This window comes from Pseudarthrobacter sp. PH31-O2, from assembly GCF_030063265.1.
Classification (GTDB): domain Bacteria; phylum Actinomycetota; class Actinomycetes; order Actinomycetales; family Micrococcaceae; genus Arthrobacter.
Map to the genome: position 1 here is coordinate 119,659 of NZ_JASIST010000004.1, position 15,713 is coordinate 135,371.

A 15,713-nucleotide genomic window follows, 5' to 3' on the forward strand; every position below is an offset into this window, starting at 1 on the left:
TCCTTGGTGGATTACTTGTTTTCAGAGGTGGCGGGAAGTTGTTGGGTTTCCTGGCAGTCCTGGCAGACGCCCTGGTAGAGCACATCGGCGATCTGGATGCTCATCGGCCGGGCGTTGGTATCCCAGTTGGGTGTCAGGCACGGGGCATGGCCGACGGCGCAATCGACGTCCTCCACCCGGCCGCAACCGATGCAGACAGCATGGTGGTGGTTATCGCCCACCCTCGTCTCGTACAGGGCGGGAGAGTGCGGCGGCTCGAAGCGGCGCAGCATTTGCAACTCGGTCAGGTCGCCGAGGACAACATAGACGGACTGTGCGGTCAACTCGGGAAGTTCCCGGCGTGCGGCGGCCAGGATGTGCTCGGCCGGTGAATGCGGGAGATGCTCGACGGCGGTAAGGACGGCCAGCCGCTGTTTGGTCACGCGGCGGCCATGGGCGCGCAGGGCAGCAGCCCATGCTGCCTGGCTGCCTGTCGAAACCGTCATGGCACCATTCAAGCACTTATTATGATTCGATCGCAATAAGGCTCGGCTAACTACGCACCCCCTTAGCGACCCCGTCCCAAGGGCGACCCCCAGACCGCGCCGGACGTCCGGAACACCGGCCGGCCCTTCCGCCGCCGCTAGAGTATCCGGGTGGGGAAATATCTGGCGGACATTACGCCCTTGCGCGAGAGTCCGGCGTTCCGCCGCCTGTGGCTCGGGTCCGCCGTCGCCGCGCTGGGCAGCCAACTGACCCTGGTCGCCGTGAGCCTGGAGGTCTACCGGCTCACCCAGGACAGCCTGTACGTTGGACTGCTGAGCATCTTCGCCCTGGTCCCGTTGGTGATCGGTGGCCTGCTGGGCGGTTCGATCGCCGACGCCCACGACCGACGCAGGGTAGCACTGCTGGCTTCGTCTGTGCTGTGGCTGACCACCGCCTGCCTTGCACTGCAAGCCTGGCTGCAACTGGGAAATATCTGGCTGCTGTACGTTCTGGTCGCTGTGCAGAGCGGCGCCCAGGCCATCAACCAGCCGGCTCGCAGCGCCATTATTCCGGTGTTGATCCGCAAGGAGCTCCTGCCGGCGGCGAACGCGCTGAGCATGATCAGTTTCGGCCTCACCCTAACGGCCGGGCCCCTGCTGGCCGGGCTTCTCGTGGCCTCCGTCGGCTTCGCCTGGACGTATACAGTCGACGTCGGCACCTTCGCCTTCGCCCTGTGGGCCCTCCTGCGTCTGCCCGCCATGCCGCCGGGTGAGCATGCGCGGCCGGCGGGCCTGCGCTCCGTCGTCGAAGGCTTCCGGTTCCTGGGCACGCGCCCCAACTTGCGGATGACCTTTGTGATTGACCTCGTCGCGATGATCCTTGCCCAGCCCCGGGCGCTTCTTCCCGCGATCGGCGCCGTAATGATCGGCGGCGGCGAAACCACCGTGGGCATCCTGCTTGCCTCCACCGCGGTTGGGGCGTTCCTGGCCGGCCTCTTCTCCGGGCCGCTGGGAGCGGTGCGTCGGCAGGGAACGGCCGTCGTCTGGTCCGTGATGGGTTGGGGCGCCTCGATTGCCGGTTTCGGCCTCGTCGTGGTGCTTGCCGGGAACTCCGGCGCCGGCGGCGTAACGTGGTGGCTGCTTCCGGCGGCCCTGTGCTGCGGGCTGGCCGGCATCGCGGACTCTGTCAGTGCCGTCTTCCGCACCACCATCCTGCAGGCCTCGGCCCCGGACCACCTGCGCGGCCGCTTGCAGGGAGTGTTCATAGTGGTGGTGGCAGGCGGTCCGAGGGTGGGGGACATGCTGGCGGGCGGCGGGACTAAAATTCTTAGTGAAGGCTGGGTCCTGCTTCTGGGCGGCTTGTTGTGCGTCGCGGTGGCTTGGACCGTGGCGCGCTGGCAGTCGGGCTTCCTGAGGTACGACGCGCGGAACCCGGTGCCGTAACGAAACGTTGTCCGGGTCCGGGTCCAGGGCAGGACAACTTGCGGGAGGAACATTGCACCAGCATCACAACGGACTGAAGACCGCCGCTCTTTTTGGCGTGCTGTGGGCGGTATTGCTGGGTATCGGCGCACTGATGGCCGCCAGCCTGCGCAGCGCCGCGCCATTGTGGATCATGGCCCTGATCGGCGTTGGCACCACTGCCTACGGATACTGGAACAGTGACAAAATCGCCATCCGGTCCATGCAGGCCTATCCCGTGACGGCGGCCGAGGCGCCGCAACTGCACCGGATTGTCCAAGAGCTCTCGGCCACGGCACAGCAGCCCATGCCGCGGATCTACCTCTCGCCGACAATGGCGCCAAATGCCTTCGCTACCGGACGGAACCCGCAGAACGCGGCGGTGTGCTGCACGGAAGGCATCCTCCGGCTGCTGGACGACCGCGAACTGCGCGGTGTGCTGGGCCACGAGCTGATGCACGTTTATAACCGGGACATCCTGACTTCGTCCGTGGCTGCGGCCGTCGCCGGGGTTATTACCTCCGTGGCCCAGATGTTCCTGTTGTTCGGCGGCGGGGACCGGCGCAATGCCAACCCCATCGCCGCGATCGCGATGGCGCTGCTCGCACCCTTTGCCGCCTCGCTGATCCAGATGGCCATTTCCCGGACCCGGGAGTTCGACGCCGACGAGGACGGGTCCAAGCTCACGGGTGATCCGCTGGCGCTCGCCTCCGCCCTGCGCAAGATTGAGCAGGGCGTGCAACTGGCGCCGCTGCCGCAGGACCAGCGGCTGGTTAACGCCTCGCACCTGATGATCGCGAATCCGTTCCGCGCCGGCGGCGTAGCGAAGATGTTCTCGACGCATCCGCCGATGAGCGAGAGGATCGGCCGGCTTGAGCGGATGGCCGGCCGGCAATCGGGCTAGGCGCTGGCCCGGCACCGGCGGGCGGCGACCCTCCCTGACGCCGAGAAGTGCCCGTGCTGCGCGAAAGGGCCGTCGATGCCGGTATTACGGCATCGACAGCCCTTTCGCGCGTCGTCGGCAACTTTGTGCCGCGGCAGGCTCTTAGCTGCGGAAGTTCACAAACTGCAGGTCTGCCTCGTCGAATCCCTTGAGCAGGTTCATGGTTTCCTGGAGGTCGTCGCGGGACTTGGAAGTCACGCGCAGCTCGTCGCCCTGGATCTGCGACTTGACGGACTTGGGACCCTCGTCGCGGATCAGCTTGTTGATCTTCTTGGCGAGATCCTGCTCGATGCCTTCCTTGATGGTGGCCTCGAGCCGGAACTCCTTGCCGGAGGGATACGGCTCACCCGTGTCCAGCGACTTCAAGGAGATGCCGCGTCGGATCAGCTTGGACTGCAGCACGTCCAGGACGGCCAGCACACGCTCTTCGGAGTTGGCCTTCATCAGGATCTTCTCGCCGCTGAAATCAACCTCGGCGCCGACTCCCTTGAAGTCGTAGCGCTGGACCAGTTCCTTCTGCGCCTGGTTCATCGCATTGGCGACTTCCTGCTTGTCTACCTTGCTGACGACGTCGAATGTGGATTCGCCTGCCATGACTGTCCTCCTGATCGTTGGGGTGCCCGTCGAGGGGCTCTGGGGTCTGTAATCCAGCCTAGTACGGATGCCCCGATCTGAAGGCGCCGCGATCCGCCGCTTTCACAGTCCGCTCAAAGCTGAGTCAGGGCGGGAACGAAGTTTCGGCGCGCAGAGTTGCGGGAGTTGGAAGAGTTCCCCGAAAGGTAGACCTTATGCAAAACCAGGCCGTCCGGTACGTCATTAGCTCCACCGCGGCGGCAGTTGGCGGAATTGCCGCCGCCGCGACCTCGGTGGCTGCCGCAACACTGGCGGCTTCGATCATTTTCAGCCCCGCCGCCGATGCCTCGGCGAGGCTGGATGGTGTTCATGCGGACTTGGCGCGGGCCATCCAGCTGAACCAGGTCACCGAGGAACAGGCCGCAAGGTTCGAGGCGAAACTCGCCGGCCGCATCCTAGGCGAGGCCTGAGTTTCCAGGCTTTTTGAGGTGGCAGACCGCCGATTCGATTCTTCGGCGGAAGTTCTGTAAAGTTGTCTTGCCCGCGGTTACTGGAAGCGGAACGGACTGGAAACAGGCGTTTTGTAGATAGCGGCCGGGAGTGATCTTCTTTTGAAGTTCGGCAGATTACCCGAGCGGCCAAAGGGGGCTGACTGTAAATCAGCTGGCAACGCCTACGGGGGTTCGAATCCCTCATCTGCCACCCTTGAAAAAGTCTCCGGAACCAATAGGTTCCGGAGACTTTTTCTTTGCCGGGGCCCCTCGTTCCGCTCCGGAGCTGCGGGGCGGACGGTGGTGGTCAGGCGGGGCCCGAGCCGGCGAGGATGCCGTCGATCTGGCCGAGGGCCTGCTTCATGCCCTCTTCCATGCCCATGGCGAGGACCTGTTCCAGTGCGGCGGCCGAGTCAAAGGTCGACACCACTGTCATCCGGGTGCGGTTTTCGACTGCCGCCAGCCTCATCACTGCATGGCTCGTGCCCAGGTCGGGGTTCGGGTCGCCGTTGTCATCAGCAAAACCGTCGTCGAACTCCAGGCGGTGCGGAGCCTCGATGGCGGTGAACCGCCACCAGCCGCGGGCTTTTTCGCCGTCGGGTCCGGTCATGTAGTAACTGGCCTTCCCGCCGGGCACAAAGTCGTGGCTCTCGAAGGTCGCAGGCCACGTGGGCGGGCCCCACCAGCGCTCCAGCTGGCGCGGGTCCTCCCAGAGCTGCCAGACGCGCTCGATGCCGGCGTCGAACTCGGCGATGACGGTGAAACTGAGGGCTGCGGCATTCTGGTGTGAACTGATAACGGCCATGGCGGAACTCTTCCTATCCCTCGGTGAGAATTTCTGCGATCCTGGTGGCCCGGTCCCGCCAGATCACCTCGTATTCATCGAGCAGCCGCCGGGCCCTTTGCAGGGCATCGTGGCGTGCGCGCACGATCTGCTCCCGTCCGCGCTTTTCCTTCGTCACCAGGTCAGCGCGCTCCAGGACCGCCACGTGTTTCTGTACGGCGGCAAAACTCATGGCGTAGTGGTCCGCCAGCCCCGACACGGACGACTCTCCAGCCGTCACCCGAGTGACGATATCGCGGCGGGTAGCATCCGCAAGCGCCTGAAACAGGCGGTCAAATTCGGCATCCCTTAGCTTATCTACAACCATTTGGTTGTAGAATAGTCCGGTTGACCGGCGGTGTCAACGCTGCCCGGTCGGCCCTTGGGCCATGCCGGGGTGCACCGCGATGAGCTCAATTTTGTTCCCCGGCTGGACAGTCCTTTTCGGGGCCCGGGAGCACCCCGGCGTCCAACTGGTTCAACATCCGGTGGGCGGCGAGTGCCTCGTCCTAAACGGTGCTGCGCGGCGGCCCGGAAAATTCCGTCGGGCAGCCGACGTTGAAAGTGCTGGAAATGACGGTGCTGAGGCTGCTCCGGGGAAGGGACGGGACGCTGGAGCGCAAATGTTAATATTCAGTCCCATCCGTGCGATGACGGGCCACGAATAGCTCTTCGGTAGGCCAAGGCGGTAAGCAGTCCGGCGCGGCCCGCCGGGAGCCCATTGGGTTCGGGAGATCATCGGCGAGGATGACACCGGGGCCAAAAGCTGAACATCAAGCAGCAATTGCACCGGAGCAGCAGCCAGGATAAAAGGCAGCCGCCAGGCGCATATCACCGTGTATTGCCGCTCAGGGCAGTACTGTAGTGCCGTTCGCCGTCAAACAGTTTTGACGCCAAATATTCATTATCGCCGTCAAATATCAAGGAGCCTACGTGAAATCTTTTGCCTGTGGAGACGTAGTACCTGGTTGCGAAGCCCGATGGGTATGCAGCACGGAAGACGAAATCCTGGTCACCGTCGCCGCGCACGCAGCGGCCGCGCATGGCTTGGTGGAACTGCCCGACGAAGTCGTCCGGTCGGTCCACCGAGCAATCGTTCCGGTTAGTTGAGCAGCCCCGCGGCGGGCCGGCCGTCTCCCGCTGCCCGCGCCCCCGCGGGACCGCACTGGGAGGAGCTCTTGGCGGTCGCCTGCCGTGGAGACGGCCTCGCAGCGGCGTTCCAGCCGATTGTCGACACAGCCCGCGGTTCGGTGGTGGGCTATGAAGCGCTCGCCCGGTTTCCCGGCTTCACCGAGCAAAATCCCGAAGTGTGGTTTTCCGCTGCCCGCGACCATGGGAAGTCTGCAGAACTCGAATCGGCCGCCCTGCGGACAGCACTCGCGGCCCGTTCCACGCTGCCGACCAACTGCTTCCTGACTCTCAACGTTTCTCCCGAGCTGCTGGGCACCGAGGAGATCCGGAGCATCTGGCGGGAGGAAGGAAATCTGGGTGGACTCATCGTTGAACTGACCGAACAGACCCCCATCGATTCCTACGTGGGGCTGGAACCTGACCTGAACCAGCTGCGTGCCGCCGGCGCCCTGATCGCCGTGGACGACGCCGGTGCCGGCTACGCGGGACTGCGGCACCTGTTGTCGCTGCGGCCCTCCCTGATCAAGATCGACCGTGACCTCATCCAGGACGTCGACCGCGATGAAGCAAAGCGAGCCCTGATCGAGATGCTGGGCACCTTTGCCAGCCGTGTCGACGCATGGATCCTGGCCGAGGGTGTTGAACGGGTGGAGGAACTCGACGCTCTGGTCTCTCTTGGTGTGCCCCTGGTTCAGGGCTATTACCTGGCCAGGCCGGCACCGGCCTGGGCCGGCATCGATCTGGATCTGGCCCACCGGCTCGCTTCGAAGCCAGCGGCATCCGGCAAGGCAGTCGTTCGCGATGTCCTAGAATCTGCGACGACGGCAAGTACTGTCGTGCTCGCCGCGGAGGCCTTCGCCGGAAACCCCGGACTTGAGTCGGTGGTTTTGATCGGTGAGCACCTGCGGCCGGTTTCTGTGCTGACCCCGGCCGCAGCGGGGCTGGGCGTGGTCAACCCCGGCATGCGCGTGAACCTGGATACCCCGCTGAGCGAGGCCCTGGCCCGGTCCATGACGCGGTCCGCCTCCAGCCGGTTCGAGCCCCTGTTGGTAACTGACAACGCCGGCCGCTACGCCGGTGTCGCCCGCTTGGAACGGATGATCACGGCGCTGGCAACGCCGGAAGCCTAACCGGGTCCTGCTTCGGGTCGACGCTTGAGGCCGAGGATCTGGTCGGTGGCCGGATCGGGCACCCCGTCGAAGTATGCGGCAAGCACCTCCCGGAAGATGCCCGCACGGGGGTCCGCCCGCAGGAACAGGGTCATTGAGGAGCGCAGCTTCCGCTCATCGATCCCGCCGAAGATCTGCACGGCGGAGCGCCCTGCCAGGCCGGCCACCGCCTGTGTGCATTCGACCAGCCGGGGACCCAAGACCGGATGCAGCAGATAGGCCTTCGCTTCATCCAGCGATGTCACTGCGTACCGCTGTGCAGTCGCGCTCCTCCCGAGTCCGGCGAGCTGCGGGAACACAAACCACATCCAGTGGCTGCGCTTAGATCCCCCGCGAAGCTCATCGAGGGCACGCCGGTAGCTTTCGTCTGAATCCTGGGCTGTGACGAAACGTTCCAGCTGGTAGGGGTCCTCCACAGTGTCCTCCCTGGCCCGGCCCGCGTCTGCGCCCCAGCGGGCCGTGACGTCCGGACAGCCGGCGACCGAGGCCGGCCGCACGCTGCCACAGCGGCGCGGTTCTTCGATCCTATGGTGGCGGAAGCGTCCGAGGAAAGAGGGGGTTCGTGCAGCAGTGCTCCCGGCCAGCCCGGCCATTGATTCACGGGCCAAGTAAGGTGGGCCGAATGTTTGCATTCTTCACCGAAACAAGCCTGGTGGAAGCCGGCCTGCTGCTTGCGACGTTTGTGCTCTGTTCGCTGATCGGCATTGAGCGCCAGGTCCGGCAGAAGAGCGCCGGCTACCGGACCCATGTGCTGGTGGGACTCGGCTCCTGCGCGTTCACCCTGGTGTCCGCCTACGGTTTCGCGTTTGTGATGGACCCCGGGGCGCCTGTGGCGCCGGCAGGATCCCTTCCGTGGACAGGAACCGCGTGATGCACATCGACTATGCGGATGGCCAGGGCGTTCTGCGGCAGATCCTCGAGATCGCCACCACCTTGGGGTTCAGTTCCTCGATCCAGCGCACCCGTCGCAGCGGGGATGAGCAGAAGCCAATGGTCTCCATGGACGTGCGGTTCTTCGGACGCCATCCGCTGCGCAACCTCGTCCTGCCGCTTATGGACCTGCAAGGCGTTGCAAGCGTCAGCGTCCGTGGCGCCGATTCCAGCGAGGACGACGACGATGCGGCCTGAGCTTTTGCGTGCCAACGATCAGACCCTGGCCGGCAGCGTCCAGGTCCGGGTGCTGCGAGCATCCGACGCGGCGGCTCTGAGCGCTGCATACCGGCGGAACCGCGAGCACCTGGCGCCTTGGGAGCCGCTGCGGGCAGAGGAGTTCTTCACCGTCCACGGTCAACGGGCAAGCATTCAATCCAAGCTGGACTTGTTCGATGCGGGATCGGCTGTTCCCTGGGTTCTCACCGACGGTGACGTGATTGTGGGGTTGATGACCCTCAGTGGCATCGTCCGGGGCCCGTTTCTCAGCGCCAACCTCGGGTACTGGGTGGACGAAGGCTACGGCGGGCGCGGGATCGGCTCGGCTGCGGTCGCCTGCGCCGTCGAGTCAGCGCGGGAGGCACTGGGCCTGCACCGGCTGCAGGCGGCCACCCTCCGGCACAACGCAGCCTCGCAGAAGGTCCTTAAGCGCTCCGGGTTTATGCAGATCGGCATGGCACCGGACTATCTCAACATTGCCGGCGCCTGGCAGGACCACCTCCTCTTCCAGCGCATTCTGGCGTAAGCCGCGGGAGCACGGCGGCGGCAAGTTCTGCCTCAAGGCGTGCGAGACTCTTCAGGTGACTGATGAAACGCCCGGAGCCCTGGACCACGTGGAACTGTGGGTCCCGCACCTTGGCCGTGCGCAGTCCGAATGGGGCTGGCTCCTGACCCGGCTGGGCTATCGCGACCACCAGGACTGGCCGCACGGGTGCAGTTGGCGGCGGGGTCCGACGTACATCGTCGTCGAGGAGTCTCCGGCGCTGAGCAGCCGCGCCTACGAGCGCACCGCGCCCGGACTCAACCACCTTGCCTTTCGAGCGGGTACCCGGCGTCAGGTCGATGCCGTGGCGGTGGACGCCGTCGCGCATGGCTGGCGGGAACTGTTCCCCGAGAAGTACCCGCACGCCGGCGGCCCGGACCACTACGCCGCATATTTGGTGAATTCGGACGGCTTCGAAGCAGAATTGATCGCGACCGTCTGAAACGTCGCGCGGCCAGGGACCGGGGATCAGCGGACCATCCGCAGGATCCGGACCGGGGTGCCGAGCAGTTCGTGGTCGGCTGCGGAGCCGTCGGGGGAGAAGCCGTTGCGGCGGTAAAAGGCGAGCGCCCGGGGATTTTGTTCGGCAACCCAAAGATAGGCACCGCTGTCGGCCACGGCTGAATCCAGCAGCAGTTGGCCCGCCCCCGAGCCATACTGGCTGGCGAGTACGTAGAGTCCCATCAGCTCCCGGTCTCGGGGTCCGTCCTCATCGCGTCCGGCCCCGGCGCTGGCCCAGCCGACGATCTCGGCGCCGGCGCAGGCCACCCAGACACTTGAGGTGCCGGCGGCGATGATGGAACGCCAGCTCCTCTCCCGCGGGCCCTGCTGCAGTCCGGCCAGGGCAGCTGCCGGCAGGAGGTGGGCGTAGCTTTCGCGCCAGGCCTGGAGGTGCACGCGGGCAATACCGCCAGCGTCCGCCGGCGAAACGGCCCGTACAGTCAGGTCCCTTGTCATCCGAACAGCGTAATACCCCGGAGAAGCGGCCGGCCGGCGGACACTCAACCTACCGCCGGACGGGGCGCACGCCGCGGGTACGGGTCTTGGCAGCTTTGTTACTCGCGGGTAACATGTTCACCATGCATCTGCTCCTGCGCACGCTCGTCCTGCTTTTTACCTCGTCCCGCCGCTCTCCGCTAAGCATCTGGGACACCGCGTCGCTGCCGTTGAAGGTACTGCCGACCGATATTGATATTGCGATGCATGTCAACAACGGAATGTATTTCTCCCTGATGGACCTGGGCCGGTTTGACCTGATGGCCCGCAGCGGAACCTGGAAGGCCATGCGCCGCAGGGGATGGAGTCCCGTGGCGGCGGGGGAGACAATCGCTTTCCGCCGTTCGCTGCAGTTGTGGCAGCGGTACACCATTGAAACGAGGATCATCGGCCTGGACGAGAAAGCCATCTACTTCGAGCAACGGATGGTGGTGGACGGGGAAATCTACGCCCGTGCCTTCATCGCAACCCGTCTGGTCAGCAAGGGCAAGCCGGTTAGCCAGGCTGAAATCATCCGTGAGTTCGGGGCGCCTCCGGCGGATTTGGAACTGCCCGCCTGGATTCACGAGTGGCGCGAAACCAATGCCCTTCCCGGGGCGCGCCGCGCCGCCCCGAACGTCTGGGCCTAAGTCCCCACATGGCGCCGGCGACAGGCCCAAGCCGCCGGGCCGGCTGGGTACACCTAAGGCCCCGGGGCGGAAATCCGGGCCCGCCGGTGTGTCGTCACATGGATGTGCCAACAGCGAAATGCGCGGGACAAGGCGGGGCTGCTCGCGTACCGTTGAACCATGGCTACCGTAGACATTACAGGTGAACAGTTCGCATCGACCGTCGAGGACAACAACATTGTCCTTGTTGATTTTTGGGCCGAGTGGTGCGGCCCGTGCAAGCAGTTCGGACCCACCTACGCCGCAGTTTCCGAGAAGCACCAGGACGTTGTGTTCTCGAAGGTGGACACGGAGGCCGAGCAGCAGCTCGCTGCCGAGGCCGGCATTACCTCCATCCCCACCCTGATGGCGTTCCGTGAAAAGGTGCTGGTGTTTTCCCAGCCGGGTGCGCTGAACGCCCAGCAGCTGGAGCAGGTCATCGACGCCGTCAAGGCCCTCGATATGGAAGAAGTCCACGCGCACGTCGCGCGGTCCCAGGCGGAAGCCGCCACGGCAGCCACCGCCCAGGACGGCAGCCAGATCCCGGAGTCCTAGCTACCCCGCACGGACCCACAGAGAAAAACGCGGGGCCGCTGCGCACCCATGGTCGTAAGACCAATGGGTGGGCAGCGGCCCCGCGTTGTTTTGGGACTGGGGGCTTAGAGTTTCACGAGCTTGACCGGCTCCGCCAGCAGTGCGCTGAGGGATTCGTTGAGGTCCTGGACCGCTGTTCCTTTTGAATGCGTGTCCAGGTCTTCCTGCGAGGCCCACTGTTCGGTCAGCACCAGCTTGGCCTCGGTGGCCTCCGTCAACTCGTACCGGATGCAGCCGGGTTCGTTGACTACTTGCTCAATCGCAATCTCCAGCGCGAGCTTCACACGAAAGAATTCGCCGTCGTTGGGGATGAAGGTGGCCTGAAGGTCTATGGGTTCGCTCATGGTTTTCACCATACCGGGTCGCGTCCTTGTGTCCGAAGATTTCGTAGGACATCCAAGCTTTGGTCTTCTTTTGCCGGCCGAGTGTTGGTAGCGTCACAGCATGCTTGCATACACAGCCGGGGACACTGACGTCCCGCTGCTTGAGGAAACGATCGGCGATAATTTCGAACGAATCGTGGCCCGGTTCCCTTATCAGGACGCCTTGATCGAGGCTGCGGCGGTTCCGGGGGAGGAAGCGCGCCGCTGGAGTTATACCAAACTGAACGACGACGTCGACCGGGTCGCCCGTGCCCTGCTGGCCCTGGGCGTGGCAGCAGGCGATCGCATCGGGATCTGGAGCCCGAACTGCGCCGAATGGACCATCCTGCAGTACGCGACGGCCAAGGCCGGGGCGATCCTGGTCAACGTCAATCCCGCGTACCGCAGCCACGAGCTGGAATTTGTGGTGCAACAGAACGGCATGCGGATGCTGGTCGTGGCCCCCTCGGACCGTAACAGCGACTACACCGCCATGGCTCGTCAGGCGCTGGCCGAATGCCAGGAACTGGTCGAACTTGTTTTCCTTCCCGATTCCGGCCTGCCGGGCCTTACGGCCGGCGTCCCCGAAGCTGGCGGCGAGCGCAGCTACGCGGAACTCCTGAAACGTGCCGACGACGTCGGGCACGCTGCCTTGAAGGCGCGGATGGCCGAGCTGGACCCCCACGATCCGATCAACCTGCAGTACACCTCGGGCACCACCGGCTTCCCCAAGGGGGCCACGCTCTCGCACCACAACATCCTGAACAACGGCTACTCGATCGGTGAGTTGCTCGAATACACCGAACGGGACAGGGTGGTGCTTCCGGTGCCGTTTTACCACTGCTTCGGTATGGTCATTGGAAACCTCGCCGCACTAAGCCACGGCTGCGCCACCATCATTCCCGGCCGGGGCTTCGCCCCCGCAGCCGCGCTGGAAGCGGTGCAGGACTTTGGCGGCACCTCGTTGTACGGCGTGCCCACGATGTTTATCGCCGAACTGGCGCTGCCCGACTTTGCCTCCTACGACCTTTCCACGCTCCGCACCGGGGTGATGGCAGGATCGTTGTGCCCCATCGAGGTGATGAACCGGGTCATAGCGGAGATGAACATGCGCGACGTCGCTATTTGCTACGGGATGACGGAAACTTCGCCGGTGTCCACCATGACCCGCAGTGTCGACACAATGGCCCAGCGCACCCAAAGCGTGGGCCGGACGATGCCGCACCTGGAGAGCACTGTTGTGGATCCAATGACCGGCGGGGTGCTGCAGCGCGGGGAGATCGGAGAACTGTGCACCCGCGGATACTCCGTTATGAAGGGGTACTGGAACCAGCCGGAAAAGACCACGGAGGCGATCGACGCCGAGGGCTGGATGCACACCGGCGACCTCGCCCGGATGGATGCGGACGGCTACATCGTGATCGAGGGACGGATCAAGGACATGGTGATCCGTGGTGGTGAAAACGTCTATCCCCGCGAGATCGAAGAGTTCCTGTACACACACCCGGACATCCAGGACGTCCAGGTGATCGGGGTGCCGGACGCCCGGTACGGCGAGGAATTGATGGCCTGCATTATCCTCAGGGCCGGCGCCGCCCGGCTGGACGCCGAGAGCCTGGCCGAGTACTGCCGCGGGAAGCTGGCGCACTACAAGATCCCGCGCTATGTGGACGTGCGGGATAATTTCCCGATGACGGTCTCCGGCAAGATCCGCAAAATGGACATGCGGCAGGAAGCCGTGGCCCGTCTGGGGCTCTGACCCCGCCCTGCCGCGGCGGCGGCGGGCTAGTGGCTGCGGTGGTCCTGGATGGTCATCCGCGGCCCGAAGGTGGGTTTGCGGAAGCCGCTGAACCCGATCATCCGGACCACACGCTGCCGCTGCCCGGCCCACGGTGCCAGCAGCCGGAGCATGCCGGCGTCGTCCGTCCGGCGGCCGGTGAGCGCCGCGCCCACATACGCCGCAAGGTGGTAGTCGCCCACGGCAATGGAGTCCGGACAGCCGTGGGTGCGCTGCACCACCTCCGCCGCGGTCCACGCGCCGATCCCGGGAAGGGTCTGCAGCTTCGCTGAGGCCTCCGACGCCGGAAGCGCGGCGAGCCGCTCCAGCGCGACGGCGGAGCGCAGCGCGCGCATGACGGTTGCCGATCGTTGCGGCCCCACCCCGGCCTGGTGCCATTCCCAGGACGGGATGCGCAGCCACTGCTCGGCGGTGGGCTGGACCATCAGGTTGGCGGGAGCGACGGTGCCTGCTCCGGGTGCCGGCGTGCCAAAGCGGTACATCAAATACCGGTAGCCGCGCCTCGCCTCAATGACTGTGACCTTCTGCTCCAGCACCGTCGGCACGAGGGAATCGATCATCCGGCCGGTGGCGGGCAACCGCACAGCCGGGTTTCGGCGCCGGGCCTCAACCACCATCCGGGGGAGCGTGGCGTGGAAGCCGGCCTCGTCAAAGCCGGACCAGTCATCATCGCGGCCCAGCAGCCGCGGAACGGAGTCCACGGCCGCGGCAGCTCCCGGACCCCAAGCCTGGACGTTGACGGCCGGTTCCGAGCTCGGTCCGGCGGCGGTCAGGCGCAGCGACGCCGGACCGAGCTCGGTCCGGCGGCGGTCAGGCGCAGCGACGCCGGACCCGACGCCGTCGTGAAGCCCAGCCACAGTCCGTCAGCCGCGGTGCGGATGGACGGATCTCCCTGCCCGCGCAGGAGCGGCCCGAGCGTCTGGGACAGGTCGAAGGGGCCGCCCGGGTGCCAGCGCAGCGAGGCGTCGGCCGCGGCGGCAACGCTTGCCGGGACGTCTGCAATGGTCATCCGACAATGATTCCACGCACGGCCAGCGGCGACCGCATCTTGGCCGTCGGCGGCCCGCCCCGCAGGGCCCTTAACGTCCCGGGCCGGCGGGGTTAGATTCCGGCTGTGGGGCTGGCCGCGTACGCCCGCCCCTGGCCCGAATCCTTGTTCCTAGGAGAACGTAATGGCTGGTGGAGTAGTACATTTTGAGATCCCCGCTGACGACGAGCACCGCGCACGGGAGTTCTACAGGTCGATTTTCGGCTGGGAGTTTCAGGTACTGCCGGAGATGGATGGAACGCGTACTTCAAGGACACCGAGGGCAACGTTCCAGGACTGTGGCAAAACGCCTCGGCGCGCGGAAGCGCCGGCTCCCCGGCCGCTGTGATCAGTGCATTCCCGTGGTCAGCCAGAGTGCCACAACCGCTAGCGGCACGGTGAGGACGACGGCGGCGAGGCCTGCGACCGCGAACCCGCCCCAGCGGATCTTGACGTTGAGGGTGCGCAGCCGTTCGTGCCAGAGGAGAGTGGCCAGGGACGCCCACGGGGTTACCAGCGGGCCGAGGTTCACCCCGAGGAGCAGGGCCGCGAGCCGCACCGGCGAGTCGCCTGCCGGTTCCAGCGCCAGGTAGGCCGGCAGGTTGTTCGCCGCGTTCGCCAACCCAGCGCCGATTCCCGCGAGCTGCAGCAGCGCCGGAAGACCCTCGCCTGACCCGGCGATTCCGGACAGGAACCGCGTGAGGCCTTGGGCGTGCAGGGCTTCGACCACCATAAACAGCCCGACGGTGAGGCTAAGCGGCCGCCAGGGGATCATGGACCAGCGCAGCGCCGCGCGACGGCGCCAGAGAAAGAGGCCCAGCAGGACCGCCGCCGCCGTGATCGCCGGGAGCTGCACGGGAACGCCGGAGACGAGGGCGGGCAGCAGCAGCACCATCACCCCCGACGCCAAGTACAGCAAAAGCCTGTCCCGTGCCTTGCCGGCTGGCTGTGGAATGTAGCGGCCGGCCAGGTCCTTCCGGAACGCCAGCCACAGCAACCCGATCGGGACCAGGATCCCCACCAGCGCCGGCGCCCAGACGAGGCCGGCAAAGGCGGCCGGGCTGAGCTTCAGCCGGTCCTGGGCCAGCAGATTCGTCAGGTTCGACACCGGCAGCAACAGCGATGCGGTGTTGGCCAACCAGACCGTTGTCAGCGCAAACGGCAGCGGCGGGATCCGGGCGTGGATGGCCAGCAGCACAACGACCGGGGTCACGAGCACGGCAGTTGTATCCAGGGACAGGAACACTGTGGAGACGGTGGCCAGGCCGATCACCAGCAGCCACAGCAGGAAGACCCGCCCCCGGCCCAGCACCGCAAGCCGCTCCGTCACGACCCGGAACAGGCCGGCGTCGTCAACCATTTCGGTCACGAGGGACATGGCTACCACAAAGGCCAGCACCGGGACGGTGCGGGCGGCCAGGGCCTCGAACGCGGGCCAGGGCAACAATCCGGTGAGTAGCACGGCGGTGCCCGCGGCCAGCATGCCGGCGGGGAGCAGATGGTCGTTCAATTCCCTGGGCCAGCGCATGCTCGTCACCGGA

General features: G+C 65.7%; 21 protein-coding genes, 1 tRNA gene and 1 pseudogene. 14 read left to right on the plus strand and 9 right to left on the minus strand.

The window, feature by feature from the left end; genetic code table 11:
- Positions 1-11 precede the first annotated feature (11 nt).
- Positions 12-485, minus strand: a complete 474-nt coding sequence (locus QMG72_RS08155; protein ID WP_226774180.1) for a Fur family transcriptional regulator — start codon at positions 483-485, stop codon at positions 12-14.
- A gap of 150 nt (positions 486-635) precedes the next feature.
- On the opposite strand from QMG72_RS08155, the gene QMG72_RS08160 reads away from it, so the two are divergent.
- Complete coding sequence (locus QMG72_RS08160) at positions 636-1,907, plus strand: MFS transporter (protein WP_282358519.1); 1,272 nt, start codon at positions 636-638, stop codon at positions 1,905-1,907.
- A gap of 52 nt (positions 1,908-1,959) precedes the next feature.
- Positions 1,960-2,829, plus strand: coding sequence for a zinc metalloprotease HtpX (htpX, locus tag QMG72_RS08165; RefSeq protein ID WP_283480245.1), 870 nt, complete (start codon positions 1,960-1,962; stop codon positions 2,827-2,829).
- A 141-nt stretch (positions 2,830-2,970) separates the two neighbouring features.
- Here the strand turns inward: htpX and QMG72_RS08170 are convergent, their stop codons facing one another.
- Positions 2,971-3,462 (minus strand): YajQ family cyclic di-GMP-binding protein, encoded by a 492-nt coding sequence (locus tag QMG72_RS08170; protein ID WP_226773971.1) that lies wholly within the window; start codon positions 3,460-3,462, stop codon positions 2,971-2,973.
- 194 nt (positions 3,463-3,656) lie between these two features.
- Between QMG72_RS08170 and QMG72_RS08175 the strand changes: the two genes are divergently transcribed.
- Together QMG72_RS08175 and QMG72_RS08180 are read left to right on the plus strand one after the other, a co-directional pair.
- On the plus strand, positions 3,657-3,911 hold the full coding sequence (locus tag QMG72_RS08175) for a hypothetical protein (protein ID WP_226773970.1): 255 nt from the start codon (positions 3,657-3,659) through the stop codon (positions 3,909-3,911).
- Positions 3,912-4,061: 150 nt separating this feature from the next.
- Positions 4,062-4,143 (plus strand) — tRNA-Tyr (locus QMG72_RS08180).
- A 96-nt stretch (positions 4,144-4,239) separates the two neighbouring features.
- On the opposite strand, the gene QMG72_RS08185 is transcribed toward QMG72_RS08180, so the two are convergent.
- Positions 4,240-4,737, minus strand: coding sequence for an SRPBCC family protein (locus QMG72_RS08185; protein ID WP_226773969.1), 498 nt, complete (start codon positions 4,735-4,737; stop codon positions 4,240-4,242).
- Positions 4,738-4,750: 13 nt separating this feature from the next.
- Positions 4,751-5,083, minus strand: coding sequence for an ArsR/SmtB family transcription factor (locus tag QMG72_RS08190; protein WP_226773968.1), 333 nt, complete (start codon positions 5,081-5,083; stop codon positions 4,751-4,753).
- Positions 5,084-5,688: 605 nt separating this feature from the next.
- On the opposite strand from QMG72_RS08190, the gene QMG72_RS08195 reads away from it, so the two are divergent.
- Positions 5,689-5,865, plus strand: a complete 177-nt coding sequence (locus QMG72_RS08195) for a DUF1059 domain-containing protein (RefSeq protein ID WP_226773967.1) — start codon at positions 5,689-5,691, stop codon at positions 5,863-5,865.
- On the plus strand, positions 5,862-7,016 hold the full coding sequence (locus QMG72_RS08200) for an EAL domain-containing protein (protein WP_226773966.1): 1,155 nt from the start codon (positions 5,862-5,864) through the stop codon (positions 7,014-7,016). Before QMG72_RS08195 ends, QMG72_RS08200 begins: the two co-directional genes overlap by 4 nt.
- Here QMG72_RS08200 and QMG72_RS08205 read toward each other — a convergent pair.
- Positions 7,013-7,471 carry a DUF1810 domain-containing protein gene (locus QMG72_RS08205; RefSeq protein ID WP_226773965.1) on the minus strand — a complete coding sequence of 153 codons (459 nt, stop codon included), beginning with the start codon at positions 7,469-7,471 and terminating at the stop codon, positions 7,013-7,015. The genes QMG72_RS08200 and QMG72_RS08205 overlap by 4 nt on opposite strands.
- Before the next feature lie 206 nt (positions 7,472-7,677).
- On the opposite strand from QMG72_RS08205, the gene QMG72_RS17755 reads away from it, so the two are divergent.
- Genes QMG72_RS17755 through QMG72_RS08220 form a run of 4 tightly spaced genes read left to right on the plus strand, consistent with a single transcriptional unit; the run spans position 7,678 to position 9,190 of the window.
- Entirely contained in the window at positions 7,678-7,926 is a 249-nt protein-coding gene (locus tag QMG72_RS17755) for an MgtC/SapB family protein (RefSeq protein ID WP_309485679.1), read from the plus strand.
- Positions 7,908-8,183: a hypothetical protein gene (locus QMG72_RS17760; protein WP_348774680.1), complete on the plus strand. Its 276-nt coding sequence runs from the start codon at positions 7,908-7,910 to the stop codon at positions 8,181-8,183. Before QMG72_RS17755 ends, QMG72_RS17760 begins: the two co-directional genes overlap by 19 nt.
- Positions 8,173-8,730: a GNAT family N-acetyltransferase gene (locus QMG72_RS08215; RefSeq protein WP_226773964.1), complete on the plus strand. Its 558-nt coding sequence runs from the start codon at positions 8,173-8,175 to the stop codon at positions 8,728-8,730. The genes QMG72_RS17760 and QMG72_RS08215 overlap by 11 nt, the downstream gene beginning before the upstream one ends.
- A 55-nt stretch (positions 8,731-8,785) precedes the next feature.
- Positions 8,786-9,190, plus strand: a complete 405-nt coding sequence (locus tag QMG72_RS08220; protein WP_226773963.1) for a VOC family protein — start codon at positions 8,786-8,788, stop codon at positions 9,188-9,190.
- A 26-nt stretch (positions 9,191-9,216) separates the two neighbouring features.
- Here the strand turns inward: QMG72_RS08220 and QMG72_RS08225 are convergent, their stop codons facing one another.
- Positions 9,217-9,705 carry a GNAT family N-acetyltransferase gene (locus tag QMG72_RS08225; RefSeq protein ID WP_226773962.1) on the minus strand — a complete coding sequence of 163 codons (489 nt, stop codon included), beginning with the start codon at positions 9,703-9,705 and terminating at the stop codon, positions 9,217-9,219.
- 122 nt (positions 9,706-9,827) lie between these two features.
- Here QMG72_RS08225 and QMG72_RS08230 point away from each other — a divergent pair, with 122 nt between their 5' ends.
- On the plus strand, positions 9,828-10,373 hold the full coding sequence (locus QMG72_RS08230; protein ID WP_226773961.1) for an acyl-CoA thioesterase: 546 nt from the start codon (positions 9,828-9,830) through the stop codon (positions 10,371-10,373).
- Between the two features lie 159 nt (positions 10,374-10,532).
- Positions 10,533-10,946 carry a thioredoxin gene (trxA, locus tag QMG72_RS08235; RefSeq protein WP_226773960.1) on the plus strand — a complete coding sequence of 138 codons (414 nt, stop codon included), beginning with the start codon at positions 10,533-10,535 and terminating at the stop codon, positions 10,944-10,946.
- A gap of 104 nt (positions 10,947-11,050) precedes the next feature.
- Here trxA and QMG72_RS08240 read toward each other — a convergent pair whose 3' ends face one another.
- Complete coding sequence (locus QMG72_RS08240) at positions 11,051-11,329, minus strand: putative quinol monooxygenase (RefSeq protein WP_226773959.1); 279 nt, start codon at positions 11,327-11,329, stop codon at positions 11,051-11,053.
- A gap of 100 nt (positions 11,330-11,429) precedes the next feature.
- Between QMG72_RS08240 and QMG72_RS08245 the strand changes: the two genes are divergently transcribed.
- Positions 11,430-13,106 (plus strand): AMP-binding protein, encoded by a 1,677-nt coding sequence (locus QMG72_RS08245; RefSeq protein ID WP_282358504.1) that lies wholly within the window; start codon positions 11,430-11,432, stop codon positions 13,104-13,106.
- 26 nt (positions 13,107-13,132) lie between these two features.
- Here the strand turns inward: QMG72_RS08245 and QMG72_RS08250 are convergent.
- Positions 13,133-14,154: pseudogene (locus tag QMG72_RS08250) on the minus strand (DNA-3-methyladenine glycosylase family protein).
- A 163-nt stretch (positions 14,155-14,317) separates the two neighbouring features.
- Between QMG72_RS08250 and QMG72_RS17830 the strand changes: the two are divergent.
- Positions 14,318-14,521 carry a VOC family protein gene (locus QMG72_RS17830; RefSeq protein ID WP_396021236.1) on the plus strand — a complete coding sequence of 68 codons (204 nt, stop codon included), beginning with the start codon at positions 14,318-14,320 and terminating at the stop codon, positions 14,519-14,521.
- Here the strand turns inward: QMG72_RS17830 and QMG72_RS08260 are convergent, their stop codons facing one another.
- On the minus strand, positions 14,522-15,700 hold the full coding sequence (locus QMG72_RS08260) for an SLC13 family permease (RefSeq protein ID WP_283480310.1): 1,179 nt from the start codon (positions 15,698-15,700) through the stop codon (positions 14,522-14,524).
- Positions 15,701-15,713: the final 13 nt, after the last annotated feature.

Bases quoted from the DNA above. Each gene is read 5' to 3' on its own strand.
- QMG72_RS08225 (WP_226773962.1), bottom strand. From the start codon at position 9,705: ATGACAAGGGACCTGACTGTACGGGCCGTTTCGCCGGCGGACGCTGGC.
- QMG72_RS08155 (WP_226774180.1), bottom strand. From the start codon at position 485: ATGACGGTTTCGACAGGCAGCCAGGCAGCATGGGCTGCTGCCCTGCGC.
- QMG72_RS08260 (WP_283480310.1), bottom strand. From the start codon at position 15,700: ATGCGCTGGCCCAGGGAATTGAACGACCATCTGCTCCCCGCCGGCATG.
- QMG72_RS08215 (WP_226773964.1), top strand. From the start codon at position 8,173: ATGCGGCCTGAGCTTTTGCGTGCCAACGATCAGACCCTGGCCGGCAGC.
- QMG72_RS08190 (WP_226773968.1), bottom strand. From the start codon at position 5,083: ATGGTTGTAGATAAGCTAAGGGATGCCGAATTTGACCGCCTGTTTCAG.
- QMG72_RS08230 (WP_226773961.1), top strand. From the start codon at position 9,828: ATGCATCTGCTCCTGCGCACGCTCGTCCTGCTTTTTACCTCGTCCCGC.
- QMG72_RS08175 (WP_226773970.1), top strand. From the start codon at position 3,657: ATGCAAAACCAGGCCGTCCGGTACGTCATTAGCTCCACCGCGGCGGCA.
- QMG72_RS08185 (WP_226773969.1), bottom strand. From the start codon at position 4,737: ATGGCCGTTATCAGTTCACACCAGAATGCCGCAGCCCTCAGTTTCACC.
- QMG72_RS08240 (WP_226773959.1), bottom strand. From the start codon at position 11,329: ATGAGCGAACCCATAGACCTTCAGGCCACCTTCATCCCCAACGACGGC.
- trxA (WP_226773960.1), top strand. From the start codon at position 10,533: ATGGCTACCGTAGACATTACAGGTGAACAGTTCGCATCGACCGTCGAG.
- QMG72_RS17830 (WP_396021236.1), top strand. From the start codon at position 14,318: ATGGCTGGTGGAGTAGTACATTTTGAGATCCCCGCTGACGACGAGCAC.
- QMG72_RS08245 (WP_282358504.1), top strand. From the start codon at position 11,430: ATGCTTGCATACACAGCCGGGGACACTGACGTCCCGCTGCTTGAGGAA.
- QMG72_RS08170 (WP_226773971.1), bottom strand. From the start codon at position 3,462: ATGGCAGGCGAATCCACATTCGACGTCGTCAGCAAGGTAGACAAGCAG.
- QMG72_RS17755 (WP_309485679.1), top strand. From the start codon at position 7,678: ATGTTTGCATTCTTCACCGAAACAAGCCTGGTGGAAGCCGGCCTGCTG.